29 protein-coding genes are annotated in these 25,746 nt (G+C 68.7%); 14 read left to right on the top strand and 15 right to left on the bottom strand.

Features of this window, described 5'->3' with window-relative positions:
• The first annotated feature begins 95 nt into the window (after positions 1–95).
• Both AC5DRG_RS21770 and AC5DRG_RS21765 read left to right on the top strand, forming a co-directional pair.
• A complete protein-coding gene (locus AC5DRG_RS21770) occupies positions 96–1,502 on the top strand; it encodes an outer membrane protein assembly factor BamB family protein (protein WP_491812260.1) in 1,407 nt (468 codons plus the stop codon).
• 253 nt (positions 1,503–1,755) lie between these two features.
• The gene (locus AC5DRG_RS21765) at positions 1,756–2,463 is read left to right on the top strand and encodes a helix-turn-helix transcriptional regulator (protein ID WP_491812259.1); all 708 of its coding nucleotides are present in this window, start codon (positions 1,756–1,758) and stop codon (positions 2,461–2,463) included.
• Here AC5DRG_RS21765 and AC5DRG_RS21760 read toward each other — a convergent pair.
• A complete protein-coding gene (locus tag AC5DRG_RS21760) occupies positions 2,460–2,657 on the bottom strand; it encodes a DUF397 domain-containing protein (RefSeq protein ID WP_491812258.1) in 198 nt (65 codons plus the stop codon). The genes AC5DRG_RS21765 and AC5DRG_RS21760 overlap by 4 nt on opposite strands.
• Positions 2,658–2,667: 10 nt before the next feature.
• Positions 2,668–3,516, bottom strand: coding sequence for a helix-turn-helix domain-containing protein (locus AC5DRG_RS21755; RefSeq protein ID WP_491812257.1), 849 nt, complete (start codon positions 3,514–3,516; stop codon positions 2,668–2,670).
• Between the two features lie 202 nt (positions 3,517–3,718).
• Here AC5DRG_RS21755 and AC5DRG_RS21750 point away from each other — a divergent pair, with 202 nt between their 5' ends.
• The 4 genes from AC5DRG_RS21750 to AC5DRG_RS21735 all read left to right on the top strand — a co-directional run bounded on the left by AC5DRG_RS21750 (position 3,719) and on the right by AC5DRG_RS21735 (position 5,536).
• Complete coding sequence (locus AC5DRG_RS21750) at positions 3,719–4,132, top strand: ATP-binding protein (protein WP_491812256.1); 414 nt, start codon at positions 3,719–3,721, stop codon at positions 4,130–4,132.
• Positions 4,133–4,165: 33 nt separating this feature from the next.
• Positions 4,166–5,044, top strand: coding sequence for a hypothetical protein (locus AC5DRG_RS21745; RefSeq protein WP_491812255.1), 879 nt, complete (start codon positions 4,166–4,168; stop codon positions 5,042–5,044).
• The gene (locus tag AC5DRG_RS21740; RefSeq protein ID WP_491812254.1) at positions 5,031–5,327 is read left to right on the top strand and encodes a hypothetical protein; all 297 of its coding nucleotides are present in this window, start codon (positions 5,031–5,033) and stop codon (positions 5,325–5,327) included. Before AC5DRG_RS21745 ends, AC5DRG_RS21740 begins: the two co-directional genes overlap by 14 nt.
• Positions 5,328–5,392: 65 nt before the next feature.
• Positions 5,393–5,536, top strand: coding sequence for a hypothetical protein (locus tag AC5DRG_RS21735; RefSeq protein WP_491812253.1), 144 nt, complete (start codon positions 5,393–5,395; stop codon positions 5,534–5,536).
• An 85-nt stretch (positions 5,537–5,621) separates the two neighbouring features.
• Here AC5DRG_RS21735 and AC5DRG_RS21730 read toward each other — a convergent pair whose 3' ends face one another.
• The 3 genes from AC5DRG_RS21730 to AC5DRG_RS21720 all read right to left on the bottom strand — a co-directional run bounded on the left by AC5DRG_RS21730 (position 5,622) and on the right by AC5DRG_RS21720 (position 7,987).
• The gene (locus tag AC5DRG_RS21730) at positions 5,622–5,819 is read right to left on the bottom strand and encodes a superinfection immunity protein (RefSeq protein WP_491812252.1); all 198 of its coding nucleotides are present in this window, start codon (positions 5,817–5,819) and stop codon (positions 5,622–5,624) included.
• 124 nt (positions 5,820–5,943) lie between these two features.
• Positions 5,944–6,273, bottom strand: a complete 330-nt coding sequence (locus AC5DRG_RS21725) for a hypothetical protein (protein WP_491812251.1) — start codon at positions 6,271–6,273, stop codon at positions 5,944–5,946.
• A 19-nt stretch (positions 6,274–6,292) separates the two neighbouring features.
• Positions 6,293–7,987 carry a sodium:solute symporter family protein gene (locus AC5DRG_RS21720; RefSeq protein WP_491812250.1) on the bottom strand — a complete coding sequence of 565 codons (1,695 nt, stop codon included), beginning with the start codon at positions 7,985–7,987 and terminating at the stop codon, positions 6,293–6,295.
• Between the two features lie 115 nt (positions 7,988–8,102).
• Between AC5DRG_RS21720 and galT the strand changes: the two genes are divergently transcribed.
• The 3 genes from galT to galK are packed head-to-tail and all read left to right on the top strand — an operon-like array spanning position 8,103 to position 11,305.
• A complete protein-coding gene (gene galT, locus AC5DRG_RS21715; RefSeq protein WP_491812249.1) occupies positions 8,103–9,188 on the top strand; it encodes a galactose-1-phosphate uridylyltransferase in 1,086 nt (361 codons plus the stop codon).
• Positions 9,185–10,153: a UDP-glucose 4-epimerase GalE gene (gene galE, locus AC5DRG_RS21710; RefSeq protein WP_491812248.1), complete on the top strand. Its 969-nt coding sequence runs from the start codon at positions 9,185–9,187 to the stop codon at positions 10,151–10,153. The genes galT and galE overlap by 4 nt, the downstream gene beginning before the upstream one ends.
• The gene (gene galK, locus AC5DRG_RS21705) at positions 10,154–11,305 is read left to right on the top strand and encodes a galactokinase (protein WP_491812247.1); all 1,152 of its coding nucleotides are present in this window, start codon (positions 10,154–10,156) and stop codon (positions 11,303–11,305) included. It begins immediately after the preceding gene.
• Here galK and AC5DRG_RS21700 read toward each other — a convergent pair.
• Positions 11,298–11,753: a GNAT family N-acetyltransferase gene (locus AC5DRG_RS21700; protein ID WP_491812246.1), complete on the bottom strand. Its 456-nt coding sequence runs from the start codon at positions 11,751–11,753 to the stop codon at positions 11,298–11,300. The genes galK and AC5DRG_RS21700 overlap by 8 nt on opposite strands.
• Before the next feature lie 268 nt (positions 11,754–12,021).
• Between AC5DRG_RS21700 and AC5DRG_RS21695 the strand changes: the two genes are divergently transcribed.
• Complete coding sequence (locus tag AC5DRG_RS21695; protein WP_491812245.1) at positions 12,022–12,792, top strand: LuxR C-terminal-related transcriptional regulator; 771 nt, start codon at positions 12,022–12,024, stop codon at positions 12,790–12,792.
• On the opposite strand, the gene tamR is transcribed toward AC5DRG_RS21695, so the two are convergent.
• Positions 12,751–13,248, bottom strand: coding sequence for a MarR family transcriptional regulator TamR (gene tamR, locus AC5DRG_RS21690; protein ID WP_491812244.1), 498 nt, complete (start codon positions 13,246–13,248; stop codon positions 12,751–12,753). The genes AC5DRG_RS21695 and tamR overlap by 42 nt on opposite strands.
• A gap of 135 nt (positions 13,249–13,383) precedes the next feature.
• Here tamR and AC5DRG_RS21685 point away from each other — a divergent pair, with 135 nt between their 5' ends.
• From AC5DRG_RS21685 to AC5DRG_RS21675, 3 genes are all read left to right on the top strand, one after another.
• Positions 13,384–14,184, top strand: a complete 801-nt coding sequence (locus tag AC5DRG_RS21685; protein WP_491812243.1) for a trans-aconitate 2-methyltransferase — start codon at positions 13,384–13,386, stop codon at positions 14,182–14,184.
• Between the two features lie 4 nt (positions 14,185–14,188).
• A complete protein-coding gene (locus AC5DRG_RS21680) occupies positions 14,189–14,554 on the top strand; it encodes a VOC family protein (RefSeq protein WP_491812242.1) in 366 nt (121 codons plus the stop codon).
• A gap of 160 nt (positions 14,555–14,714) precedes the next feature.
• Positions 14,715–15,338: a Uma2 family endonuclease gene (locus AC5DRG_RS21675; RefSeq protein ID WP_491812241.1), complete on the top strand. Its 624-nt coding sequence runs from the start codon at positions 14,715–14,717 to the stop codon at positions 15,336–15,338.
• A 6-nt stretch (positions 15,339–15,344) separates the two neighbouring features.
• Here the strand turns inward: AC5DRG_RS21675 and AC5DRG_RS21670 are convergent, their stop codons facing one another.
• Together AC5DRG_RS21670 and AC5DRG_RS21665 are read right to left on the bottom strand one after the other, a co-directional pair.
• Positions 15,345–16,025, bottom strand: coding sequence for a TetR/AcrR family transcriptional regulator (locus AC5DRG_RS21670; protein ID WP_491812240.1), 681 nt, complete (start codon positions 16,023–16,025; stop codon positions 15,345–15,347).
• On the bottom strand, positions 16,022–17,035 hold the full coding sequence (locus AC5DRG_RS21665) for an acyl-CoA desaturase (protein ID WP_491812239.1): 1,014 nt from the start codon (positions 17,033–17,035) through the stop codon (positions 16,022–16,024). The genes AC5DRG_RS21670 and AC5DRG_RS21665 overlap by 4 nt, the downstream gene beginning before the upstream one ends.
• Positions 17,036–17,276: 241 nt before the next feature.
• Between AC5DRG_RS21665 and ppc the strand changes: the two genes are divergently transcribed.
• Positions 17,277–20,030: a phosphoenolpyruvate carboxylase gene (ppc, locus tag AC5DRG_RS21660; RefSeq protein ID WP_491812238.1), complete on the top strand. Its 2,754-nt coding sequence runs from the start codon at positions 17,277–17,279 to the stop codon at positions 20,028–20,030.
• 67 nt (positions 20,031–20,097) lie between these two features.
• Here the strand turns inward: ppc and AC5DRG_RS21655 are convergent, their stop codons facing one another.
• From AC5DRG_RS21655 to glmU, 6 genes are all read right to left on the bottom strand, one after another.
• A complete protein-coding gene (locus tag AC5DRG_RS21655) occupies positions 20,098–20,775 on the bottom strand; it encodes an LAVTG motif-containing sortase-dependent surface protein (protein ID WP_491812237.1) in 678 nt (225 codons plus the stop codon).
• Positions 20,776–20,933: 158 nt separating this feature from the next.
• Positions 20,934–21,437 carry a hypothetical protein gene (locus AC5DRG_RS21650; RefSeq protein WP_491812236.1) on the bottom strand — a complete coding sequence of 168 codons (504 nt, stop codon included), beginning with the start codon at positions 21,435–21,437 and terminating at the stop codon, positions 20,934–20,936.
• A gap of 52 nt (positions 21,438–21,489) precedes the next feature.
• Positions 21,490–22,101 (bottom strand): aminoacyl-tRNA hydrolase, encoded by a 612-nt coding sequence (pth, locus tag AC5DRG_RS21645; RefSeq protein ID WP_491812235.1) that lies wholly within the window; start codon positions 22,099–22,101, stop codon positions 21,490–21,492.
• 303 nt (positions 22,102–22,404) lie between these two features.
• Complete coding sequence (locus AC5DRG_RS21640) at positions 22,405–22,989, bottom strand: 50S ribosomal protein L25/general stress protein Ctc (protein WP_491812233.1); 585 nt, start codon at positions 22,987–22,989, stop codon at positions 22,405–22,407.
• Positions 22,990–23,175: 186 nt separating this feature from the next.
• Entirely contained in the window at positions 23,176–24,156 is a 981-nt protein-coding gene (locus tag AC5DRG_RS21635) for a ribose-phosphate diphosphokinase (protein WP_491812232.1), read from the bottom strand.
• Between the two features lie 136 nt (positions 24,157–24,292).
• Positions 24,293–25,741: a bifunctional UDP-N-acetylglucosamine diphosphorylase/glucosamine-1-phosphate N-acetyltransferase GlmU gene (gene glmU / locus AC5DRG_RS21630; RefSeq protein ID WP_491812231.1), complete on the bottom strand. Its 1,449-nt coding sequence runs from the start codon at positions 25,739–25,741 to the stop codon at positions 24,293–24,295.
• Positions 25,742–25,746: the final 5 nt, after the last annotated feature.

Genomic DNA, 25,746 nt, shown 5'->3' with positions numbered 1-25,746 from the left:
ACAGGGGCGGAACCGGCCCGTTCGCATGGGGTTCCAAGTGATAGAAAGAGCCGCCTGAGACCTGCACGTTCAGCGAGACCGGGGGAACCGCGCGGATGACTCGGCCGCCCAACCGCCGTCCCTTCAAGGGCAGGCCGACACTGATCATCGGGGCCGCGGTGGCGGCGCTGCTCGTCATCGGCGGCACCGTCTTCGCGACGACCGGCGACGACGGCGAGGTTGCGACCGCCGGGAAGAGCGACGCGGTCAGGCCCTCCGGCTCGGACTCGTCCCCCGACGCCACGGTCGAGGACCTCAACAGGGGCCGCTGGGCCGGCGAGGCCAAGGTGCTCTGGTTCAAGGACGCGCCCGACAACGTACCCGGTACCGGTGCCGACGCCCTCGGCATGTGGGTCACCGGCAAGTCGGTGGTGAAGGCGGCGTACAAACAGCTCCTGGCCTTCAACATCACTGACGGCACGCCGAGTTGGTCCCCGATCGTGTTCCCGCAGAAGATCTGCGCGGTCACCCCGGAGGAGACGTCCGACGGCGAGATCGTCGTCGCGTACATGAGCGGCGGCGACGACCAGGCCGAGTGCGACAAACTCCAGCAGATCGACCTCGACACCGGCGAGAAGGGCTGGACCGCCGAGGTCCCCGACAGCATGCTCGCCCTCGAACTGACCGTCACCGGCGAGACGTTGATGGTCGGCCGCTCGCGATCGGGCACGGCCTACGACATCACCACCGGCAAGAAGCTGTTCGACAGGAAGAGCTACGGCGACGGCTGCTCCCCGGCCGCCTTCGCGGGCGGCGCCAGGCTCATCGCCGTCTCCTCCTGCGACGCGTCCGGGACGGACGAGCACGAGGAGATGCAGGGGCTCGACCCGACGACCGGCGAGGTCAGATGGACCCGGAAGTCGGAGAAGGGCTGGCGGATCGAGCGCGTGTACTCCGTCGACCCGCTGGTCGTCTACAGCACCAATGACGACGACGGCGCCTGGAACATCTCCGCGTTCAAGTCCGACGGCACCTTCCGCTCCCAGGTCCGCGTCGACGAGGACTTCGCCCCCGAGTGCGGCGTGGCCGTCCTCACCCGCGACCTCCAGGGCTGTACGGGCGTGACGGCCGACGCGGACACCCTCTACCTCCCGGTGGTCGACGCGACGGGCGGCGCGGGCGAGATCGTCGCGATCGACCTGGACACCGGCAAGGAGAAGTGGCGGGTCAAGTCCCCCACCGGGGCCGCGATGCTGCCGCTGTCGGTGTCGGCCGGACAGCTGACCGCATACGCCGAGCCGTCGAACGAGTCGTACGGGACGGGCGGGCGCGTCGTGGCGATCTCCACGACCACCCACAAAACGACGACGCGACTCCAGTTGCCGCAGGCCACCGCGGACATCGAGGCGGGCTTCTCGGCGAAGGCGTTCGAGTGGGTGGACGGGCGCTTCTACCTCTCGACGAAGCGCGTGACCGGCAATGCCGAGCCGGCGGAGAAGCTGATACTCGCGTACGGCGAGTGAGGCGGGCCTGTGTGTTGGCGGCCGCGTCCCTGCTCAGGGGTAGGGGCGTGCGCTTACCGCTCATCACCCTCGAATGCGATGAATTTCGGCGATCCGGGGCACTTCTCACCAGTAGGGGGAGCGCAACGTCGAACAAGCGTGTAGCTTCCGGGGGCATGAAGGCGGGGGTGCCGGGGGGCCTCTTTCCGCGCGGACCAGTGGACATCCATAGTGGGCGTCCGTTGGGGTGACTGGGGGGACTGGGGGGTTCTCGATGGGAGTGCGGCTCATGGTGGTCGACGACCACCGACTGCTCGCCGAGGCGTTGGCCTCGGCGCTGAAGCTGCGGGGTCACCGGGTGCTCGCCGCGGCGGCGCCGGCCGCGGGCGCGGCGGAGCTGGTGATCACACGTGCACCTGAGGTGTGCCTGCTGGGCACGGCGACACCGGCCGAGCCAGGAATATTCGACCCGGTGGTGAAGATCAAGCGCGAGCGTCCACAGGTCGCGGTCCTGGTCCTGGGCCCGGTCCCGAGCCCACGCGGCATCGCGGCGGCCTTCGCGGCGGGGGCCTCCGGCTATGTACGGCACGACGAGCGCATCGAGGGCGTGGAGCGGGCGATCATGAAGGCGAGGGCGGGGGAGGCGGCCGTAGCCCCGCAGCTGTTGCAAGGAGCCTTCAGCGAACTGTTGAACCCGGCGGCCCAGCCAGACGACGAGGGCCAACGCCTGCTGCAGATGCTGACGCCGAGGGAGGTCGAGGTCCTGGTCCGCGTGGCCGACGGCGAGGATACGAGGCTGATCGCGGCGGGGATGGGAATCGCGCCGTCCACTGCTCGGACCCACGTCCAGCGGGTACTGATGAAGCTGGGGGTGGGGTCGAGGCTGGAGGCGGCGGCCCTGGCGGCTCGGACGGGCTTGCTGGACCGGGCGGGCCCGGTGCCGCACTCGCCTCCGGGGGAGGGTACGGGGCTGGACTCCTAGCCCTGGGAGAGCGCGCCGGAGCGTATGCCTGCCAGGAGGTGGGCGAGGGCTGTGGCGGTGGTGGTGAGGCGGGTGGCTGGGGTTTCGCTTTCGCGGAGGTGGAGGGTGGCGGGGGCGGCGGCGAGTTCGACACAGGTGTTGCCGTCGCCTCCTTGGGAGAAGGACGACTTCTGCCAGTGAAGGACCCCGGTCATGCTGACTGCCTCACAGTTCCTTGGCGATGCGGTGGATGAAATCCCGTGACGGTACGGGGGAGAGAGCCGCCGTCTCCACCTTACGAAAGAACTTTCGGAAACGGTCCAGCTGGGACTCCGCATCGAGGAATGCCGTTCCGTGGGGGAAGTCTCTGAGAACCGTGTCCAGTCGGGGCAGCGATGCGCCCACGTACATCATCTCGCCGCCGGCCCCCGCAAATCCCGTCACGTCCAGGGGGATGACCCGTACGGTGTGGCCCCGCTCAATCTGCCGCAAGATCTCCCCGAGTTGGGCACGGGCCACCTTGTGGTCGGCCACGAGCACGCGAAGCGCGAACTCGTGGACGATCGTCTCGTATTCGGCGGCATGGTCGCCCTCGATGGCCGCTCTGCGCCGCATCCTGTGCTCGATCCGGGGTTCAAGTTCACTGGGGGGTAGGTCCGGGACCATGTATCCGAAGATCGCGCGAGCATAGTCGGGGGTCTGGAACAGCCCGGGAATGTGGGTGATGACGACCTCGCGGAGGAACTTCGCATGGTGTTCCAGCTCGGCCACGTCCAGGAAGACGGGCGGCAGGACTCCACGGAACTCCTCCCACCAGCCGCGTGTGCGGTCGGTGGCCATGGCGACCAACGCGTCCACCAACTCCCCGTCGGCGCAGGCGTAGTGCGCGGCAAGGCGTCGTACCCGCTCCTCGCTGACGCCGGAAAGCCCCGCTTCGACCTGGCTTATTTGGGCCGAGGTCGAGTTGAGCAGGCCCGCGATCTCTCGCGCCTTCAGGCCGGCGGCCTCGCGCAGTCGGCGTAGCTCGGTGCCCAGGCGCACCTGCCGTGCGGTGGGTTGGGTCCTCGGCGCCATGCACACTCCTGTCTCAACCTACGCGTCAGCACGCCTAGTTCGGGTGTCAGATTACGCGACCCGCTTGCGTGAGGAGAAAATTCTCCTCTACTGTCAGTGATGCGACACACACGCTGCGGAAGCGCACCACTCCGCCCTGCCATGACGGCTGCGGCAATGCCACCGCCTGTATCCCCAACTACCCCCCACCTGGAGCTGCCTCATGCCCGAAACCGGCCCCGACCTCTGGGAGTACTCCCTCCGCATCCCGAACGACCCCCGGGCCGTCACCGTCTGCCGCCGCACCCTCCGTCTGATCCTGACCATGCACGGCCTGATCACCCTCGTCGACACCGCCGAGCTGCTCACCTCGGAGTTGGTGTCCAACTCCGTCCTGCACACCAAGGGCCCCGCCGAGCTACGCGTGCGCTGGTCGAACGGCGTGCTGCGCCTCGGCGCGTGGGATGCGAACCCCGAACCCCCCGAGCCTCCAGGGAGGTTGGGAGACCTCACCGACGTGGAGAACGGCCGCGGCATGGCCCTCATCCAAGCCTGCTCCGACCTCTGGGGCTGGCAGCCACTGTCCAGACATGGCAGTCGAGGCAAGTACGTGTGGTGTGACCTTGCCGCTGCGTAGCTCGTTGATCAAGTCGGAAAGAAAGGAGAGCCCATGGTCAGCTCAACACACGAGGCGATGCATCGGATCTTCCAGAAGGATCCAGAACTCCTCACCCGTGCTCTGCAGGACGTGTTAGGTGTTGCCTTCCCCAAGCCCCACGACATGGCCGCCATGAACATCGACCTCACGGAGATCGAGCCGGTCGAGCGTCGCGTGGACACGCTGATGCGGGCGGAGACCAACGAGGGTGCGTACCTCCTGGTCGTGGAGTCGCAGAGGCAGCCGGACGAGAGAAAGCGGGGCAGTTGGCCGTACTACCTCAGCTACCTGTACGAGAAGTTCCGCTGTGAGCCGGTACTCATCGTCACCACGCAGAGCAGCACCACGGCCCGTTGGGCAGCGCAGCCCATTCACCTCGGCGTGCGGGGGTGTCCTTCGCTCACCGTCACGCCTCTCGTGCTGGGCCCGGACAACGTTCCGCTGATCGTGGACGTGCAGGAGGCTGTGGGGGATCCACCCCTTGCGGTGCTTTCGGCGATGACGCATGGCCGGGGCCGGAAGGCTCCCGCCATACTGGAATCGCTGGCAACCGCCCTGGACACCATCGATCCGGACACTGCCGCGGTGTTCGTGCAGTTCGTCGACTCATGCCTGGCCGACCCCCAGGCGAAGCAGATGTGGAGGGACCTGATGACCACGATGCAGTACTTCTGGCGGCACCCCCTCGCCGAGCGGGTACGTGAAGAGGGCGTCGTGCAGGAACGCGCCGCGACAGTCCTCAAGCTCCTTCGACTGCGTGGCATCCCGGTCCCGGACTCGGTGCGTGACCAGGTGCAGGCGTGTTCCGACCTCGACCTGCTGGAAACCTGGGTCGAGCGGGCGCTGCACGCGGAGAAGGCGGAGGATCTGTTCGTCGATGACCGGTCCTGATGGCAAGGTTCCCTGGCGTCTGCCCTCGTACATCTGGCTGGACCACTGGCGCCGAGCGTGGCTGGAGGCGGCGGAACACGCCTTCAGGGAGGGCTATGAGGAGGGCTTCCAGGAGAACCTTGAGCGGTCGGTGATTCTCAGGCTCTTCTTCTGGCGGAGCATCGACGTGCCGGAGTCTGTCAGGCGCAAGCTGCGGGAGAGCAAGGACCTGGCCGAACTCCAAACCTGGCGTCAGCTCGCCTACGACGTCACCGATCCGGCGGACCTGTTCCTGACCGAGTAGCAGTAAGGGGGCCGGACCCGCCCCAGCAGGTACGCGAAGAGGGCCGGATCGAGGACCGTGCCGAGATGACCCTCCGTATCCTGGAGTGGCGTGGCATCTCGGTGCCCGACGTCGTCCGGGAACGAAAACTCTGTTCCGACCTCGATCAGCTCGAAATCTGGGCCCAGCGAGCGGTCCACGCGACCACCGCCGACGACCTTTTTCGGTGATTGGAGCCTTTGGACCAGGCGGTGGGAGGAAAACCGCAGGTCATCGCTGCCGGTCGTGGGCCAAAGGCTCCAATCGCCCCAGCCGTCAGGCGAGACCCTCCGCAGTGCCCTGCGCCTTCTTCGGTGTGCGGGTCGCCATGTAGAGGGCGACACCCCAACCGATGATCGATCCACCGAAGATCAGGTTGATGGCGAGGATCAGCCACCGGTGCTTCGATCCACGGTTGAACGCTATGTACGACGGCAGCAGATAAACCACAGCACAAGCCAGAACAACGGCCATGGTCAGTACAGTTCCCACAACTCACACCCCAACTGGAACAGTGTTTTGCGAGCCGCAACTCTATGCGTACGGGGCCGGATCCGCCCAGGCGATCCCGGCCCCGCCCCGTCCCCCACAGTGAACGTCACCCACCAGGCTCGTCCGGCGTAGGCGTAGGCGGAGCCGTAGGCCTCAGCCACAGCCATGCCAGGAAGAACAGGCCCAACGCCAGCATCCCCAACCCCGTCCACAGGTTGATGTTGATGCCCTCCGACTTGTCGATCTCGGCGTCGGATGCCGTGATGCCCGCGATCGTGACCATGATTCCGTAGATCACGAAGAGGCCGCCGATGATGCGCCGGATGTCGAAGAGGCGGGCCGCTGTCGCGGACTTGCCCTCCAGCTCGGTGACTTCCCGCTGGACGTCCTTCTCGGAATATCCGTGGTGCTCAGGGTGAGACTCGGACTCAGACATGGGTTCTCAACCTCCCCTACTAGAACGAGAACGGGATGTAGCAGGCGGCCGCCAGGATCACGGCGCCCCAGCCGAGCAGCGCCGGCCTGCGGTACCAGGCGTCGTCGCCGACGCCGGGCGGCTCCTCCATGCCGGGGGAGCGGGTGCCGTAGACCAGGCCCTGGAGGTCTTCCTGCGACTTGGGGGCGGTGAAGAGGGAGACGGCGACCATGACGACCGCGCCGGCCACGAAACCGGCGATCGCGGAGACGAAGTTGGCGCCCTGGTCGGAGGGGAAGTCGATGACGCCCTGCTTGTAGAACCAGAAGTAGTTCACCATCGCCGTCACCGTGCCCGCGAGCAGGCCCCAGAAGCCGGACTTGGTCGAGGCGCGCGGCCAGAACATGCCGAGGATGAAGACCACGAACATCGGCACGTTGAAGAAGGAGAACAGTGTCTGGAGGTAGCTCATGATGTTCGAGAACGACGACGCGAGGAACGCCGTGCCGATGGAGGCCAGGACACCGATCGCCGTGATCAGGCGGCCGAAACGGACGTAGTACGTGTCCTCGCGGTCCCTCACCACGTACTTCGCCCAGATGTCCGTCGTGAACACCGTGTTGAAGGAGGAGATGTTGGCCGCCATTCCTGCCATGAACGCGGCCAGCAGGCCCGTCACCGCGATGCCCAGGACGCCGTTCGGGAGCAGGGCCTCCATCAGGTACGGGATCGCGTCGTTGTACTGGAGGTCCGAGTCCGAGGTGCCGATCTTCGGCACCAGCACCGCCGCTACCAGGCCCGGGATCATCACCAGGAAGACGATGAAGATCTTCGGATAGGCGGCGATGAGGGGCGTCCGCTGGGCCGCGGAGAGGTTCTTCGCCGACAGCGCCCGCTGGACCTCCGCGAAGTTCGTCGTCCAGTAGCCGAAGGACAGCACGAAGCCCAGGCCCAGGACGATGGTCAGCCAGTTCGCGCCCAGCGGGTTCGAGGTGCCGATGCCGGTGCCGCCCCACGCCGTGACGAAGTCGTCGCCATGGGTCGCGGTGAGGGAGTCGGTGAGGCCGTCCCAGCCGCCGACCTTCTTCAGGCCGAGCACGGAGAGCGGGATGAGGGCGGCAAGGATCACGAAGAACTGGAGCACCTCGTTGTAGATCGCCGAGGAGAGGCCGCCGAGGGTGATGTACGCGAGCACGAACAGGCCCGCGACGACGATCGACACCCACTCCGGCCAGCCGAGCAGCGCCTCGACGACGATCGCGAGGGCGTACAGGTTCACCCCGGCGATCAGGATCGCGGCGAAGGCGAACAGGATCGAACTCAGCAGGTGGGCGCCCTTGTCGAAGCGCAACAGCAGGAACTCGGGGACCGACCTGACCTTGCTGCCGTAGTAGAAGGGCATCATCACCAGGCCCAGGAAGACCATGGCCGGGATGGCGCCGATCCAGTACCAGTGCACGGTGTAGACGCCGTACTGCGCGCTGTTGGCGGCCATGCCGAGGATCTCGGTGGCGCCCAGGTTGGCGGCGATGAACGCGAGACCGGTGACCCAGGCGGGCAGCGAGCGTCCGGAGAGGAAGAAGTCGAGGCTGGTCTTCACCGAGCGGCGGGCGGCGAAGCCGATGCCCAGGACGACGACGAAGTAGATGCCGAGGATCGTGTAGTCGAGCCAGTCGGTGGGGAGCCGTAGCTCGGCCGCCAGATCGGCGAACGCCAGGTGTGTGGGGGTGTCCATGCAGTCTCGCTTTGCTTGGTGTTCTTTGTTCGGTTGTGACGGTGACGGACGTGGGGTTTTATGATTTGCTGTGTTCGGTTCTGTTTGAAGCTTGGGGATGGATGGAGAGCTCGGAGTGAAGAAGACCTCGACGCGGCTCGCCGACGGTCGTGAGCTCATCTACTACGACCTGCGCGACGACTCGGTACGCGACGCGGTGGACCGGCGCCCGCTGGAGCGCACGGTCACCACTTCGGAGGTACGGCGGGATCCGCTGCTCGGCGACTCGGTGGCGATCGCCTCCCACCGGCAGGGCCGCACCTACCACCCGCCGGCCAACGAGTGCCCGCTGTGCCCGTCCGAGGGTGACCGGCTGAGCGAGATCCCGGACTCGTCGTACGACGTCGTGGTCTTCGAGAACCGCTTCCCCTCGCTGGCCGGCGACTCCGGCCGCTGTGAGGTCGTCTGCTTCACCTCCGACCACAACGCGTCATTCGCCGATCTGACCGAGGAGCAGGCGCGGCTGGTCCTGGACGCGTGGACCGACCGGACGTCGGAGCTGTCCCATCTGCCCTCTGTTGAACAGGTGTTCTGCTTCGAGAACCGCGGCGCCGAGATCGGTGTCACCCTCGGCCACCCGCACGGGCAGATCTACGCCTACCCCTTCACCACCCCGCGTACCGCGCTGATGCTGCGTTCACTCGCAACTCATAAGGAAGCGACCGGCGGAGAGAACCTCTTCGACGCCGTGCTGGAGCGCGAACTCGCCGGCGAGCGGGTCGTCCTGGAGACCGAGCACTGGGTCGCCTTCGTGCCGTACGCCGCGCACTGGCCGTATGAACTGCACCTTTACCCCAAGCGTCGGGTCCCGGATCTGCTCGGGCTCGACGAGGACGCGCGCACAGAGTTCCCCAAGGTCTATCTGGAACTCTTGAAGCGCTTCGACCGGATCTTCGATGGGGGGGATGGCGGGGAAGAAGGTGTGGGCGAGCCCGCGACGCCGTACATCGCGGGCTGGCACCAGGCGCCGTTCGGCGCGCTGGAGGAGTTCGAGGGCGTCAACCGTGACGACTTCGCGCTCCACCTTGAGCTTTTCACCATCCGCCGCACTTCCGGCAAGCTGAAGTTCCTCGCGGGCTCCGAGTCGGGGATGAACGTGTTCATCAACGACATCAGGCCGGAATCCGCGGCCCAGCGACTGCGAGAGGTAGCGAGTTCATGAGTGGGAAGTACCTGGTCACCGGTGGTGCGGGCTATGTGGGCAGTGTGGTCGCGCAGCACCTGCTGGAGGCCGGCCACGAGGTCGTCGTCCTCGACAACCTCTCCACCGGCTTCCGCGAGGGCGTGCCGGCCGGCGCTTCCTTCATCGAGGGCGACATCCGCGACGCCGCCAAGTGGCTCGACTCCTCCTTCGACGCGGTCCTCCACTTCGCCGCCTCCTCCCAGGTCGGCGAGTCCGTCGTAAAGCCGGAGAAGTACTGGGAGAACAACGTCGGCGGCTCGATGGCCCTGCTGGGTGCCATGCGCGAGGCCGGCGTTCGCAAGCTCGTCTTCTCCTCTACGGCGGCCACGTACGGGGAGCCCGAGCAGGTCCCGATCGTCGAGACCGCGCGCACCTCCCCGACCAACCCCTACGGCGCCACCAAGCTCGCCGTCGACCACATGATCACCAGCGAGGCGAACGCCCACGGCCTCGGCGCGGTCTCGCTGCGCTACTTCAACGTGGCGGGCGCGTACGGCAGTTGCGGCGAGCGCCACGACCCCGAGTCGCACCTGATCCCGCTGGTCCTCCAGGTCGCGCAGGGCAAGCGGGACGCGATCTCGGTCTACGGCGACGACTACGCGACGCCCGACGGCACCTGCATCCGCGACTACATCCACGTCGCGGACCTGGCCGAGGCCCACCTGCTGGCCGTCAAGGCCGCCACCCCCGGCGAGCACCTCATCTGCAACCTCGGCAACGGCACGGGATTCTCCGTCCGCGAGGTCATCGAGGCCGTCCGCCAGGTCACCGGCCACCCGATCCCCGAGATGACGGCCCCGCGCCGCGGCGGCGACCCGGCGGTGCTGGTGGCGTCGGCGGCCGCGGCCCACGACAGGCTCGGCTGGAACCCGTCCCGCGCGGATCTCGCGGGGATCGTCGCGGACGCGTGGGAGTTCGCTCAGAACATCGCAAGGGAGCAGTAGGTGGCCGCACAGCAGGTTCGCGAGGGCTTCGAGGAGTTGTACGCGGCGGCTCCCGAGGGCGTCTGGGCCGCGCCGGGCCGGGTCAACCTGATCGGCGAGTACACGGACTTCAACGAGGGCTTCGTGATGCCGCTCGCCCTGCCGCACACGGCGGTCGCGGCGGTTTCGCGACGGACCGACGGGGTGCTCCGGCTCCACTCGGCGGACATCGAGGGTCCGGTCGTAGAACTGCATGTGGACGACCTCGCGCCGCTCACGAACACCAGCTGGGCCGCGTATCCGGCCGGCGTGGTGTGGGTGCTGCGCGAGGCGGGCCACGCGGTCACCGGCGCGGACATCCACCTGTCCTCCACGGTGCCCACGGGCGCCGGCCTGTCGTCGTCGGCGGCCCTGGAGGTCGTCACGGCTCTCGCGCTGAACGACCTGTACGAACTGGGCCTGTCCCGCGAGGAGTTGGCCCGCGTCTCCCAGCGCGCGGAGAACGACTTCGTCGGCGTCCCCTGCGGGATCATGGACCAGACGGCCTCGGCCTGCTGCGAGGAGGGCCACGCCCTGCACCTCGACTGCCGTGACCTGTCCATCCGCCAGATCCCCTTCGACCTGGCCTCCCAGGGCCTGTCCCTGCTGGTCGTCGACACCCGCGTCAAGCACGCGCTGGGCGACGGCGCCTACGCGGAACGCCGCGAGGGCTGCGAGGAGGGCGCCCGCCGGCTGGGCGTCTCGCACCTGCGGGACGTGGCCTACGAGGACCTGGCGGCGTCGCTGGAGAGGCTGACGGACGAACGGGTCCGCCGCTACGTCCGTCACGTCGTCTCCGACGACCACCGCGTGGACCAGGTCATCGGCCTGCTCGACGCGGGCGAGGTCCGCGCGATCGGCCCGGTCCTGACCGACGGGCATGTCTCCCTGCGGGACGACCTGCGCATCTCCTGCCCCGAGTTGGACCTGGCCGTCGACACCGCCAACGCCGCCGGCGCCCTCGGCGCCCGCATGACCGGCGGCGGCTTCGGCGGCTCGGCGATCGTGCTGGCGGAGGCCGCCGACGGCGACACGATCACCAAGGCGATCGAGGAGGCCTTCGCGGCGGCCGGCTTCACCGCGCCCCGGGTGTTCCCGGCGGTGCCTTCGGCCGGGGCGCGGCGGATCAGCTGAGCCGCTTCGTCAAGGTGTACTCCGTGATCCCCGGCGGATAGTCGGGGATCACGCACACCACCTCGTACCCCAACTTCTTGTAGAACTCCGGCGCCTGGAAATCCCACGTCTCCAGACGGGCCGAGCGGCAGCCCCGTTTCTCGTGTGCGACCCGTTCCGCTTGCGAAAGGAGTCGCGTACCGAGGCCCGCGCCCCGATGGTGGTCGTCCACCCACAGGTACGTCACGTGCAGCCAGGTCGCCCAGGTGTGCCCGACGAGTCCGCCGGCCAGATCGCCCGCCTCCGTCAACGCCCATACCTGGAGCGGAAGTTCGCGTTCACCGGGGGTTCCGCGCAGTGCGCGCAGCACCGGTGAGGCCGCCGTGTTGGCGTCACGGAGACGCGACCGGAGCAGATCCCGTCGCTCTTTGTCGACTTCTGTCTCGATACGAAACATGCGGCTCACCATAAACGCGCCGGGCAGTCAGTTCTGCAAATTACCTTCCGCTCCCCGCCCCCGGCCGTACCCTGATGAACAGCACCGGTGGGGGCCGGTGCTGATCAGGGGGCGAGACAGTCGGGTACGACGCTCGAAGTGGGGGTAGCAGTTCCTGCACGGCGGCGGCCGTGCGGGCTTCGGCAGCCAACAACCACCTCGGGTGTCGTACCTGCGCCGTCGTCGACTCCCGACTATGAGGTATCCCCTGCTCTGACAAGAGCTTGGGGAAGGGGGTTTCGTGGTTCGCATCCGAGTTCTGGTAGTCGACGACCATCGCATCTTCGCCGAGTCCCTCGCCGCCGCACTGGCGGCCGAGCCCGACGTCGACGTCTCCGCCGCGGGCAGCGGTCCCGCCGCGCTGCGCAGTCTGGAGCGGGCGGCCGCAGAGGGCCGCCGCTACGACGTGCTGCTCGTCGACGCCGATCTGGGCGGAAACATTCAGGGCATCCGGCCCGCCGCCGTGCCCGTTCAGGAGGGCGGTGAGGACGGCATCGTCGACGGGATCTCCCTCGTCGCCGGTGTGCGCTCCGGGCAGCCGAGCGTGCGGACCGTCGTACTCGCCGAGAAGGACGACCCGCGGCGCGCCGCGCTCGCCCTCCAGGCCGGCGCCTCCGGCTGGGTGGCCAAGGACTGCTCGCTGTCCCGGCTGCTCACTGTCATACGAGGGGTGCTGCGCGACGAGACCCATCTGCCGCCCGCCCTGCTGACGGGCGTCCTGCGGGAGTTGACGGCCGCGCGCAAGCACCGCACCGAGAGCGAGCGGCTGGTCGAGTCGCTCACCCCGCGGGAGCGCGAGGTGCTGCGCTGCATGGTCGCCGGCCTCGGCCGCAAGGCCGTCGCCGAGCGGCTGTTCCTCTCCCCGCACACCGTCCGCACCCATATGCAGAACGTGCTGGGCAAGCTGGGCGTCCACTCCACCCTCGCCGCGGTCGCGCTGGCACGGCGGGCGGGTGTGGGGCCGGTGGACCTAGCCGGGGATGTTGTCGAACGGGGCGGTCAACTGGCGTAGCAGTCCCGCCAGTTCGCCCCGCTGGGCGCGGGACAGCTCGGCGAGGATCGCCCGCTCCTGGTCCAGCAGGCCGGCCAGGGCCTGGTCCGCGCGGTCCTGGCCCTCGTCGGTCAGCCGGACCAGCACGCCCCTGCGGTCACTGGGGTCGGGGAGTCGCTCCACCAGGCCCTTCTTGGCCAGGCGGTCGATGCGGTTCGTCATCGTGCCGGAGGTCACCAGGGTCTGCGTCAGCAGCTGGCCGGGGGAGAGCTGATAGGGGCTGCCCGCGCGCCTGAGCGCCGTCAGGACGTCGAACTCCCAGGGTTCCAGGCTGTGCTCGGAGAAGGCCAGCCGACGGGCCCGGTCCAGATGCCTGGCCAGTCTGCTCACCCGGCTCAGCACCTCGAGCGGTTCCACGTCGAGGTCCGGGCGCTCCCGGCGCCACGCAGCGACCAGCCGATCGACCTCGTCCTCCATGACGATCAGTGTAGTGGTTGTGTCGACGTGAAGTCTCTTGATATGAAGTATCTCGGTATAGGGCCTCTCGATATGAAGTCTCTTGATGTGGAGTCTCTTGACATCAAGATAAAATCCCGGGGAAGGTATGGAGACGTGACCACTCCCACCTGGAACCCAGCCCAGTACCTGCGGCACGCCGGCCATCGCGCCCGCCCCTTCACCGACCTCCTGGCCCGCATCCCGGACCTGCCCACGACCACACCCCGCATCGCCGACCTCGGCTGCGGCCCCGGCAACGTCACCGCCCTCCTCACCACCCGCTGGCCCGCCGCCCACATCACCGGCTACGACAACTCACCCGAGATGCTCGACAAGGCGTACGTCGACCACGCCGGCCCCACCCCCGGCGGCGGCAGCCTCAACTTCGCCCAGGCCGACGTCCGCACGTGGACGCCCACCCGCCAGTACGACCTGATCGTCAGCAACGCCACCCTGCAATGGATCCCGGGCCACGTGGACCGCTTCGCGGACTGGGTCACCGGCCTCGCCCCCGGCGGCGTCTTCGCCTTCCAGGTACCGGGCAACTTCGACGCCCCGAGCCACCGGCTGATGCGCGAACTCGCCGAGGCCTCCGGGCTCGACGAGGTCCTGCGCCACGACGACGCCGTCCTCGCCCCCGAGGCGTATCTGGCAGAGCTGGCCGACCTGGGGTGCGAGGCGGACGTATGGGAGACGACGTACGTCCATCTCCTGGAGGGCGAGGACCCGGTACTGGACTGGGTGAAGGGGACGGGGCTGCGTCCGATCCTGACCGCACTCGCAGACGACCCGGCGGCCAGGGAGAAGTTCGTGGGCAAGTACCGGGCCGCGCTGCGCGAGGCGTATCCGGCGGGGGTACACGGCACCGCGTTCCCGTTCCGCCGGATCTTCGCCGTCGCCCGCAAGGAGGCATGACCGCGTGATCACCGCCGTCGACCACGTCCAGCTCGCCGCGCCGCCGGGCTCCGAGGATCGGCTGCGCGCGTACTACGCCGGAGTCCTCGGGATGACCGAGATCCCCAAGCCGCCGGCGCTGGCCGCCCGCGGGGGTTGCTGGTTCCAGACGGGAGTCGTGCAACTGCACCTGGGGATCGAGGAAGACTTCCGACCGTCCAAGAAAGCCCACCCCGGGCTGCGAGTCACGGACATCGAGGCGTACGCCGCCCGGCTGGAGACACATGGGGCGCAGGTCGTCTGGGACGGGGACCTGCCGGGACACAAACGGTTCTACTCCTACGACCCCGTGGGCAACCGACTGGAGTTCCTGGAGTCGACCGCGGACTGAGGGGGCGGCGGCTCTGGCCATCGCTCAGCGGGGTGCGATCACTCATTCGGATGATCAGCCCCGATGGGGGCGCCACCAGGCGTTTCGCATCCGTAGCGTTCCGGTGTCGCTTGTGCCGCAGTGGCGCCCGCGCCCACACTGATGGAGGAGGTGCTTCTTGATGACCGCTCCCGCACACGAGATGATCCCGGTGACGGACGACGAACCGGTCTCCGAACTCGACGAGATCCTCTGGCGGACCTGGAAGGCCATGGAGCTTCCCGAGGGCTACCGCGCCGAGATCATCGAGGGAGCCGTCGAGGTGTCGCCCACCCGTCGCCGTCGTCATGCGGTGCTCATCAACCGTCTCCGCCGGGCGCTGGACGCCCATCTGGCGGACAGTGACTACGCGGCGTACCAGAACGTCAACGTCATCCACCGCCGCAAGTCCTGGATCCCCGACATCTTCGTCGCCCCCGAGGACCTCGACGAGATCCCCGACGAGGAGGACCTGGGCGTCGATGCCGCCGGTGTTCCCATGGTTGTCGAGGTCGTCTCGCCCGGTCGCCGGAACATCGAGCGAGACAGGGTCCGCAAGCGCCGTGAGTACGCGCGCGCGGGCATCGCCGTCTACGTGATCATCGACGACTTCGACGAGGAGGGCGCCGTACTCGTGCTCACCGCGCCCAACCCCAAGAAGGCCACGTACGAAGACGAGCACCGGGTCCCCTACGGTGCGGACGCCGTCATCCCCGTCGGTCCCGCCAAGGGCTTGACGATCGGCGAGGCGATCACCCGAGCCTGACGCCCGTCAGCTCTTCCGGCGCCCTATCAGCCGCGGCTTCGCCTCCAGGCCGTCCAAGCCGTGCCACGCCAGATTCACCAAGTGCGCCGCCACCTCCGATTTCCTCGGGCGGCGGACGTCCAGCCACCACTGGCCGGTCAGGGCGACCATGCCGACCAGGGCCTGGGCGTAGAGGGGGGCCAGTTTGGGGTCGAAGCCTCGGCTTTTGAACTCGCGGCCCAGGATGTCCTCCACCTGCGTCGCGATGTCCGAGATCAGCGAGGCGAAGGAGCCTGTCGACTGGGGGATGGGGGAGTCGCGGACCAGGATTCGGAAGCCGTCCGTGTACTCCTCGATGTAGTCGAAGAACGCGAAGGCCGCCTGTTCCAGCAGTTCCCGGGGGTGGCCCGCCGTGAGGGAGCTCGTCACCATGTCCAACAGGCGGCGCATCTCGCGGTCCACCACCACCGCGTACAGGCCCTCCTTGCCGCCGAAGTGCTCGTACACCACCGGCTTGGACACCCCGGCCTTCGCCGCGATCTCCTCCACCGACGTGGCCTCGAAACCCTTCTCCGCGAAGAGGGTGCGACCGACTTCCAGCAGCTGGGCCCGGCGCTCGGCTCCCGTCATCCGGGCCCGGCGCGCGCGCCGTGGTTTGTCGTTGCTGCCTGCGGTGCTGCTGGAGTCGGTCGCCACGGCGTCAATCATGCAGCCTCGGCCGTCTCCTTCTGGTGCCCGGAGCCGTCCGGATCGGTGTTACGGCGGGAATCGATACGCGAGCGTGACGGCCAGCGCACGTCGTACGCCCAGCCGAGCTGCTCGCACCAGCGGATGATCCGGGCCGAGGAGTCCACCTGGCCGCGCATCACACCGTGCCGCGCGGAGGTCGGGTCGGCGTGGTGCAGGTTGTGCCAGGACTCGCCGCAGGAGAGCACGGCCAGCCACCAGACGTTGCCCGACCGGTCACGCGACTTGAAGGGGCGCTTGCCGACGGCGTGGCAGATCGAGTTGATCGACCAGGTCACATGGTGCAGCAGAGCCACTCGAACGAGTGAGCCCCAGAAGAAGGCCGTGAAGGCGCCCCACCAGGACATCGTCACCAGACCGCCGATCAGCGGCGGCAGGGCCAGCGACAGCATCGTCCAGTAGATGAACTGGCGCGAGATCGTCCGGATCGCCTTGTCCTTGATCAGGTCGGGTGCGTACTTGTCCTGCGGCGTCCGCTCCTCGTCGAACATCCAGGCGATGTGCGCCCACCACAGGCCCTTCAGCAGCGCCGGGACGGTCTCGCCGTAGCGCCACGGGGAGTGCGGGTCGCCCTCGGCGTCCGAGAACTTGTGGTGCTTGCGATGGTCGGCGACCCAGCGGACCAGGGGCCCCTCGACCGCCAGCGAGCCCGCGATCGCCAGGGCGATGCGCAGCGGCCGTTTCGCCTTGAAGGAACCGTGGGTGAAGTAGCGGTGGTAGCCGATCGTGACGCCGTGGCAGCCGAGGTAGTAGAAGAAGACCAGCAGGCCGAGGTCCAGCCAGCTCACACCTCCCCAGCTCCACGCCAGCGGTACCGCCGCGGCCAGGGCGACGAACGGGACGGTGATGAAGAGGAGAAGCGTGAGCTGCTCCAGGGTGCCCTTCTTCTCGCCGCCCAGGGTGGCGGGGGGAAGCGGGGTGCTGTCGGTGGCCTGCGGGGATTCTTCGATCACATCGGAACTTGTGGACATGCGCGTCCCCTGTGGGGTTCGTGGGATGTGGGGGCGGAAGCCGGGCTGCGGGGACCGCGGACTACTTCCTACGGTTCCGTAACCTACGGCATCGTAAGTATGGCAGCGCGTCGCCCGGCGGCAAGAGCCCGAGAGACTGCGCGTCCGCGTGGACACCTATCCTTGGAATCGGTCGGACAGCGCGGTCCGCTCTGATTTGTTCCCTGCCAGACGAGCTTCAACACTGCAAGGAGCCGCACCTGTGAGCAGTGCCGACGACCTGACTACGCCACCGACGACAACGGGCAGCGAACTGCGCGCCGACATCCGGCGGCTGGGCGACCTCCTCGGCGAGACGCTCGTCCGGCAGGAGGGCCCCGAACTCCTCGACCTGGTCGAGAAGGTGCGCCGCCTGACCCGTGAGGACGGCGAGGCCGCCGCCGAGCTGCTGCGCGGCACCGAACTGGAGACCGCGGCCAAGCTGGTCCGCGCCTTCTCCACCTACTTCCACCTGGCCAATGTGACCGAGCAGGTGCACCGCGGCCGCGAGCTGCGCGCCCGGCGTGCCGCCGAGGGCGGTCTCCTCGCCCGCACCGCGGACCGGCTCAAGGACGCCGACCCCGACCATGTGCGCGAATCGGTCAAGAATCTCAACGTTCGGCCAGTGTTCACGGCTCACCCGACGGAGGCCGCGCGCCGGTCGGTCCTCAACAAGCTCCGGCGCATCGCCGCGCTTCTGGAGACCCCGGTCCTGGAAGCCGACCGCCGCCGCTACGACACTCGCCTGGCCGAGAACATCGACCTGGTGTGGCAGACCGACGAGCTGCGCGTCGTACGCCCCGAGCCCGCCGACGAGGCCCGCAACGCCATCTACTACCTCGACGAGCTGCACGCCGGCGCGGTGGGCGACGTACTGGAAGACCTGACGGCCGAACTGGAGCGCGTCGGCGTCAAGCTCCCCGACGAGACCCGCCCCCTGACCTTCGGCACCTGGATCGGCGGCGACCGCGACGGCAACCCCAACGTGACCCCCGAGGTCACCTGGGAGGTGCTGATCCTCCAGCACGAGCACGGCATCAACGACGCCCTGGAGATGATCGACGAACTCCGCGGCTTCCTGTCGAACTCGATCCGCTACACGGGCGCGACGGAGGAACTCCTGGAGTCCCTCCAGACCGACCTGGAGCGCCTCCCCGAGATCAGCCCCCGCTACAAGCGCCTCAACTCCGAGGAGCCCTACCGGCTCAAGGCCACCTGCATCCGGCAGAAGCTGGAGAACACCAAGCAGCGCCTCGCCAAGGGCACGCCGCACGACCCGGGCCGCGACTACCTCGGCACCGCCCAGCTCCTGCACGACCTGACCCTCATCCAGGCCTCCCTGCGCGCCCACCGCGGCGCTCTCTTCGCCGACGGCCGCATGGACCGTACGATCCGCACGCTGGCCGCGTTCGGCCTCCAGCTCGCCACCATGGACGTACGGGAACACGCGGACGCCCACCACCACGCGCTCGGCCAGCTGTTCGACCGGCTCGGTGAGGAGTCCTGGCGCTACACCGACATGCCCCGCGAGTACCGGGCCAAGCTGCTCGCCAAGGAGCTGCGCTCGCGCAGGCCGCTGGGCCCGACGCCGGCGCCCGTGGACGCGGCCGGCGCGAAGACCCTCGGTGTGTTCGAGACCGTGAAGCGGGCGCTTGAGGTGTTCGGGCCCGAGGTCATCGAGTCGTACATCATCTCGATGTGCCAGGGCGCCGACGACGTCTTCGCCGCCGCCGTCCTCGCCCGTGAGGCCGGTCTCGTCGACCTGCACGGCGGCTGGGCGAAGGTCGGCATCGTGCCGCTCCTGGAGACCACCGACGAGCTCAAGGCCGCCGACACGATCCTGGAGGACATGCTCTCCGACCCGTCCTACCGGCGCCTGGTCGCGCTGCGGGGCGATGTCCAGGAGGTCATGCTCGGCTACTCCGACTCCTCCAAGTTCGGCGGCATCACCACCTCCCAGTGGGAGATCCACCGGGCGCAGCGGCGGCTGCGTGACGTGGCGCACCGGTACGGGGTGCGGCTGCGGCTCTTCCACGGCCGCGGCGGCACCGTCGGGCGTGGTGGTGGCCCCTCGCACGACGCGATCCTCGCGCAGCCCTGGGGCACCCTGGAGGGCGAGATCAAGGTGACCGAGCAGGGCGAGGTCATCTCCGACAAGTACCTCGTGCCGTCGCTGGCCCGGGAGAACCTGGAGCTGACCGTCGCGGCCACCCTCCAGGCCTCCGCCCTGCACACCGCCCCCCGCCAGTCCGACGAGGCCCTCGCCCGCTGGGACGCGGCCATGGACGTCGTCTCCGAGGCCGCCCACGGCGCCTACCGCCGACTGGTCGAGGACCCGGACCTGCCCGCGTACTTCTTCGCGGCGACCCCGGTCGACCAGCTCGCCGACCTGCACCTGGGGTCCAGGCCTTCGAGGAGGCCGGACTCGGGCGCCGGGCTCGACGGCCTGCGCGCCATCCCGTGGGTCTTCGGCTGGACCCAGTCCCGGCAGATCGTGCCCGGCTGGTTCGGCGTCGGCTCGGGTCTGAAGGCGCTGCGCGAGGCGGGCCTGCGGCAGGAAGGGGACACGGTGCTCGACGAGATGCACGAGCAGTGGCACTTCTTCCGCAACTTCATCTCCAACGTCGAGATGACCCTCGCCAAGACGGACCTGCGGATCGCCGCCCACTACGTCGACACCCTCGTCCCCGACGAGCTCAAGCACGTCTTCGAGACGATCAGGGCCGAGCACGAACTGACCGTGGCCGAGGTGCTGCGGGTGACCGGCGAGCGCGAACTGCTCGACGCCACCCCGGTGCTGAAGCAGACCTTCACCATCCGCGACGCCTACCTGGACCCGATCTCCTACCTCCAGGTCACCCTCCTCAAGCGCCAGCGCGACGCGGCGGCCGCGGGCGAACAGCCCGACCCGCTGCTCGCCCGCGCCCTCCTGCTCACCGTCAACGGCGTGGCGGCGGGCCTGCGCAACACCGGCTGACCCGCCTCGCGTACGACCGTGCCCCCGAGCCTCGTAGGAAGCTCGGGGGCACGGTCGTACGCGTACGTCAGTTGCGGCCGGCCTTCCGGCGGCGCATGACCAGGTAGCCGCCCGCGGCGAGGAGCGCCGCAGCGGCGGCCGACAGCGGGCCCACGGGGGTGCCGCTGCCGGTCTCGGCGAGGTCGCCGGTGCCGCCCTGGGCCGAGGGGGACGAGGACGCGGCGGCGGACGGGGTCGCCGACTCGTCGGCGGAGGAGCTCGGGTCGGCGGACGCGGTGGGCGTCGCGGTGTCACCGGGCGACGTGCTGGCGCTGGGGTCGCCGCCGCCCTGCTCGTCGTCCTCGCAGTCCGTCCAGAACACCTTGTGCTTGGCGGAGCCGTTCTCGCCCTCGAAGTTCCAGAACAGCTTGTAGTGCCCGTCGGGCAGCGACAGGTCCGTCGTACGGCCGTGGCCCTCGTCGTCCAGGGTGATCTCGCCGGACTTCACGGTCTCGCCCTTGGTCTCGGCGGTCGGGGCCCACGCCTCGATGTGCCAGTCGACCTCCTGGACGGTGTCGAAGCCGAAGGCGTCGAGGTAGAAGGTGCAGACGTGGGGCTCGTTCTGATGGAGCTCCTCGCCGGTGGTGGCGTCGTGGATCTTCACCGTGCCGTTGTCACCGGGAGCGGTGGCGTAGGCGGCCGAGGCCAGGAGCAGGGTGGCAGAGACACCGGCGGTCAGCGCGCCGGCGCGCATGAGGGTACGCATGGGGCAGTCCATCTTCGAGAGTCGAGCGGGGAAGATGTGGAGGGGGCGGCTCAGCATCCAACCCCGCCTGACCTGCGGTCAATCACGAACAGAGAACAAACAGAATTGGCGTAGACACGGAGAGTGCCTATATCCGCTCAGACCGCCATGAAACCCGCTCAGAGCGCTACGAAAGCGGCCGTGAGCAGCAGCATCCCCGAGCCCGCCATGACCCACGCGGCCCGCGTCAGCCGCAGCCCGCCCGCGACCACGACGGAGGCCAGCAGCAGGGCGCCGCCGAGCGGGACCCACGCGTACAGGATTCCGGCGGGGCCCGAACGCACGACCTCGCTGCTGCTCGGCTTCATGACGACGGTGTAGGTCTGGCCCTTCTTCACGGCCACGTTCTTCTCGATCTCGACCTGCTCGCGCGCCCGCGACCCCGCCGACATCGGCGTGTAGGGCCCGGTGCAGGTGTCCTCACCGCACCGCGTCACCTTGATCGTGCCGCTCTCGCGCCCCTTGGTCAGCATCACGTGCTGTGCCGTGCCCCAGGACGCCCACACGCCGGCGATCAGGATCAGCGCGGCGACCGTACCCATCGCCGCGATCCGCCCGAACCGCAACACGGCGTACGCGCCCTGAGAGGAGGAGGTGGCTGTGGCAGGCATGGCCGGGATCATTGGCCATACCCGCACGCCCGGTCAACTCACACAGAGTCAGGGACCGGACAAGTCACGAGTTGTAGGTGCTTTGCGCCCGCTCAAGGCCCTCGATCACCAGGGCCTCCACCGCGTCCGCCGCCCGGTCCACGAAGTAGTCCAACTCCTTGCGCTCCGCCGCCGCGAAGTCCTTCAGCACGAAGTCCGCGACCTGCATCCGCCCCGGCGGACGCCCGATCCCGAACCGCACCCGGTGGTAGTCCGCGCCCATCGCCTTCGTCATCGACTTCAGCCCGTTGTGGCCGTTGTCACCGCCGCCCAGCTTCAGCCGCAGCATCCCGTAGTCGATGTCCAGCTCGTCATGGACGGCCACGATGTTCGCGAGGGGCACCTTGTAGAAGTCGCGCAGCGCGTTCACCGGGCCGCCCGACAGATTCATGTACGACATCGGCTTGGCCAGGATGATCCGCCGGTTCGCCGGTCCGGGGGGACCGATACGGCCCTCGATCACCTGCGCCTGCGCCTTGCCGGCCCGCTTGAACCGGCCGCCCGTCCGCTCCGCCAGCAGGTCGGCGACCATGAAGCCGACGTTGTGCCGGTTCATGGCGTACTCGGGCCCGGGGTTGCCCAGCCCCACGATCAGCCAGGGGGCATTGGCGTCGGTCGTCACGTCCGTGTCTCCCATGTGTCCTTGATACGCGCCGGCCGCCGCTTAGGGCCTGTCGTCACATTCCCGTCTGCCGGGCGGCGCCATGCACGCTCCCCCACTGCCTTAAGGGCGTGGGAGGTGCCCCCACTCGCCGCACCGGGCACAGACCCACGTACAACCAGTACGAGGGACTGCGCCCGGCACTCCCCCAGCCTTCGGCCGGGGGGACCCCCAGAGCACGCACCTGACGCCGCCCGGCCCGCCCTCCGGGCGGACGACGCGAATGTGACGACAGGCCCTAGTGGGAGCGGCGGCCGGCGAATGAGATTCCTGAGGGGATCAGGCCTCGGCGACCTCGGTCTCGCCCTCGGCCGGGGCCTCCTCCGCCTGGGCGGCGAGGACCTGGAGGACGACCGCGTCCTCGTCGATGGCCAGGGTGGTGCCGTCCGGGAGCGGGATGTCCTTGGCGGAGATGGAGGCACCGGCCTCCAGGCCCGCGATGGACACGGTGACCGACTCGGGGATGTGCGTGGCCTCGGCCTCGACGGTCAGCGTGCTCAGCACGTGCTCAAGCAGGTAGGCGCCCGGGGCCAGCTCGCCCTCGGTGTGGACGTAGACCTCGACGGTGACCTTCTCGCCGCGCTTCACGGTGAGCAGGTCGACGTGCTCCAGGAAGCCCTTGATGGCGTCGCGCTGGACGGCCTTCGGGATCGCCAGCTCGGTGCGGCCCTCGATGTCCAGGGTGAGCAGGACGTTCGGGGTGCGCAGGGCGAGCTGCAGCTCGTGGCCCGGCAGCGTGATGTGGACGGGGTCGGCACCGTGGCCGTAGACGACCGCGGGAACCTTCTTGTCGCGGCGGATGCGGCGGGCGGCACCCTTGCCGAACTCGGTGCGGGTCTCGGCGGTGAGCTTGACGTCGGCCATGGTCACTCCTCGTAGATCAGTTGGGGAAGGTGGTCACCCGGCCGAACATCGGCCTGCTACGAAGAGCGCGTCGATAACGGACCGCCGTACGCGCGCGTAACGCGGTACGGCCTCCCTCGCCGAGCAACTGTGACAGCTTACGCGGCGGGAAGGCCGTACCAGAAATCGATCTAGAGGAGCAGGGGCTTACTGCTCGTCGAAGAGGCTCGTCACCGAACCGTCCTCGAACACCTCACGCACCGCGCTCGCGATCGTCGGCGCGATCGACAGCACCGTGATCTTGTCGAGGTCGCGGCTCAGCTCACCCGGGGTCGGCAGCGTGTTCGTGAACACGAACTCGCTCACCCGGGAGTTCTTCAGCCGGTCCGCCGCCGGGCCCGACAGCACACCGTGCGTGGCCGTCACGATGACGTCCTCGGCGCCGTGCGCGAACAGCGCGTCCGCCGCGGCGCAGATCGTGCCACCGGTGTCGATCATGTCGTCGACCAGGACACAGACCCGGCCCTCGACCTCGCCCACGACCTCGTGGACGGTCACCTGGTTCGCCACGTCCTTGTCGCGCCGCTTGTGCACGATGGCCAGCGGCGCCCCGAGACGGTCGCACCAGCGGTCGGCGACGCGCACGCGGCCGGCGTCCGGGGAGACGACCGTGAGCTTGCTCCGGTCCAGCTTCTCGCCCACGTAGTCCGCGAGGAGCGGAAGGGCGAAGAGGTGGTCGACCGGGCCGTCGAAGAAGCCCTGGATCTGGTCCGTGTGCAGGTCGACGGTGAGGATCCGGTCCGCACCCGCCGTCTTCATCAGGTCCGCGACCAGACGCGCCGAGATCGGTTCACGCCCACGGTGCTTCTTGTCCTGCCGCGCGTAACCGTAGAAGGGCACGATGACCGTGATGGAGCGGGCCGACGCGCGCTTCAGGGCGTCGATCATGATCAGCTGCTCCATGATCCACTGGTTGATCGGGGCCGTGTGGCTCTGGATCACGAAGCAGTCCGCGCCACGGGCCGACTCCTCGTAACGGACGTAGATCTCGCCGTTCGCGAAGTCGAAGGCCTTCGTCGGGACAACCCCGACACCCAGCTGGTGGGCGACCTCCTCGGCAAGCTCGGGGTGGGCGCGGCCGGAGAAGAACATCATCTTCTTCTCGCCGGTCGTCTTGAACCCGGTCACAGCACTGTCTCCTCAGAGGTGTCTCAGCTTGGGTGTCGAAGAGGACGTCGCGCGCCTGGGCGTGAGAGTCCTCTCAGCTGGTGGGTGCGGGTGGGCACTTATCACGGTACGCCGTCACAGACGTGCCTGTTTCCGGTCAGCTTTCGCCCTGGGGCTCCTGGGACGCCGCCTCGGCCGCCTTCGCCGACGCGCTTCCCGGACGCTTACGAGCCACCCAACCCTCGATATTCCGCTGCTGGCCACGGGCCACGGCCAGCGAACCGGGCGGCACGTCCTTCGTGATCACGGACCCGGCGGCGGTGTACGCACCGTCCCCGACCGTGACAGGCGCCACAAACATGTTGTCCGATCCGGTCTTGCAGTGCGACCCGACGGTGGTGTGGTGCTTGTGCTCCCCGTCGTAGTTCACGAACACGCTCGCGGCACCGATGTTGGTGTACTCACCGATGGTCGCGTCACCGACGTAGGAGAGATGCGGGACCTTGGTCCCCTCCCCGATCGACGCGTTCTTCGTCTCGACGTACGTCCCGATCTTGCCCTTCGCACCGAGCCGGGTACCCGGCCGCAGATACGCGTACGGCCCCACGGTCGCCTGCGGACCGACGTCGGCGCCGTCGGCGACGGTGTTGTCGACCCGGGCCCCGGCCCCGACCCGCGTGTCCTTCAGACGGCTGTTGGGGCCGACCTCGGCGCCCTCCCCGAGGTGCGTGGAGCCCTGGAGCTGCGTGCCCGGGTGCACGACCGCGTCCTGGTCGAAGGTGACGGTGACGTCGACCCACGTCGTCGCGGGGTCGATGACGGTCACGCCGGCGAGCATCGCGCGGGTGAGGAGGCGGTCGTTGAGGATGCGGCGGGCCTCCGAGAGCTGCACGCGGTTGTTGATGCCGGCGATCTCCCGGTGGTCGCCGGCCACGGAGGCGCCGACGCGGTGACCGGCCTCGCGCAGGATCCCCAGGACGTCGGTCAGGTACTCCTCGCCCTGACTGTTGTCCGTACGGACCTTGCCGAGCGCGTCCGCGAGCAACTGCCCGTCGAAGGCGAAGACTCCGGAGTTGATCTCACGGATGGCGCGCTGGGACTCGCTCGCGTCCTTGTGCTCGACGATCGCGGTGACGGCACCGGAGGCGCCGTCCCGCACGATGCGCCCGTAGCCGGTCGCGTCCGGCACCTCGGCGGTCAGGACGGTCACGGCATTGTCGTCGGCGGAGTGGGTCGCGGCCAGGCCGCGGAGGGTCTCACCGGTGAGCAGCGGGGTGTCCCCGCAGACGACCACGACGGTCCCGTCGACGACCCCGCCGAGCTCCTCCAGTGCCATCCGGACGGCGTGCCCGGTGCCGTTCTGCTGCGCCTGGACCGCGGTACGTACCTGGGTGTCGATCTCGGCGAGATGCGCGGTGACCTTCTCGCGCGCGTGTCCGACGACGACGACGAGGTTCTCCGGCTCCAACTCGCGCGCGGCGGCGAGCACATGGCCGACCAGGGATCGGCCACAGAGCTCGTGGAGGACCTTGGGTGTGGCCGACTTCATACGGGTGCCCTCACCCGCTGCGAGAACGACGACGGCGGCCGGGCGAATGGCGCTCACGGGAT

It is taken from the genome of Streptomyces sp. JLBG701, assembly GCF_058544905.1.
This window is presented reverse-complemented; position numbering and strand designations above follow the sequence as displayed.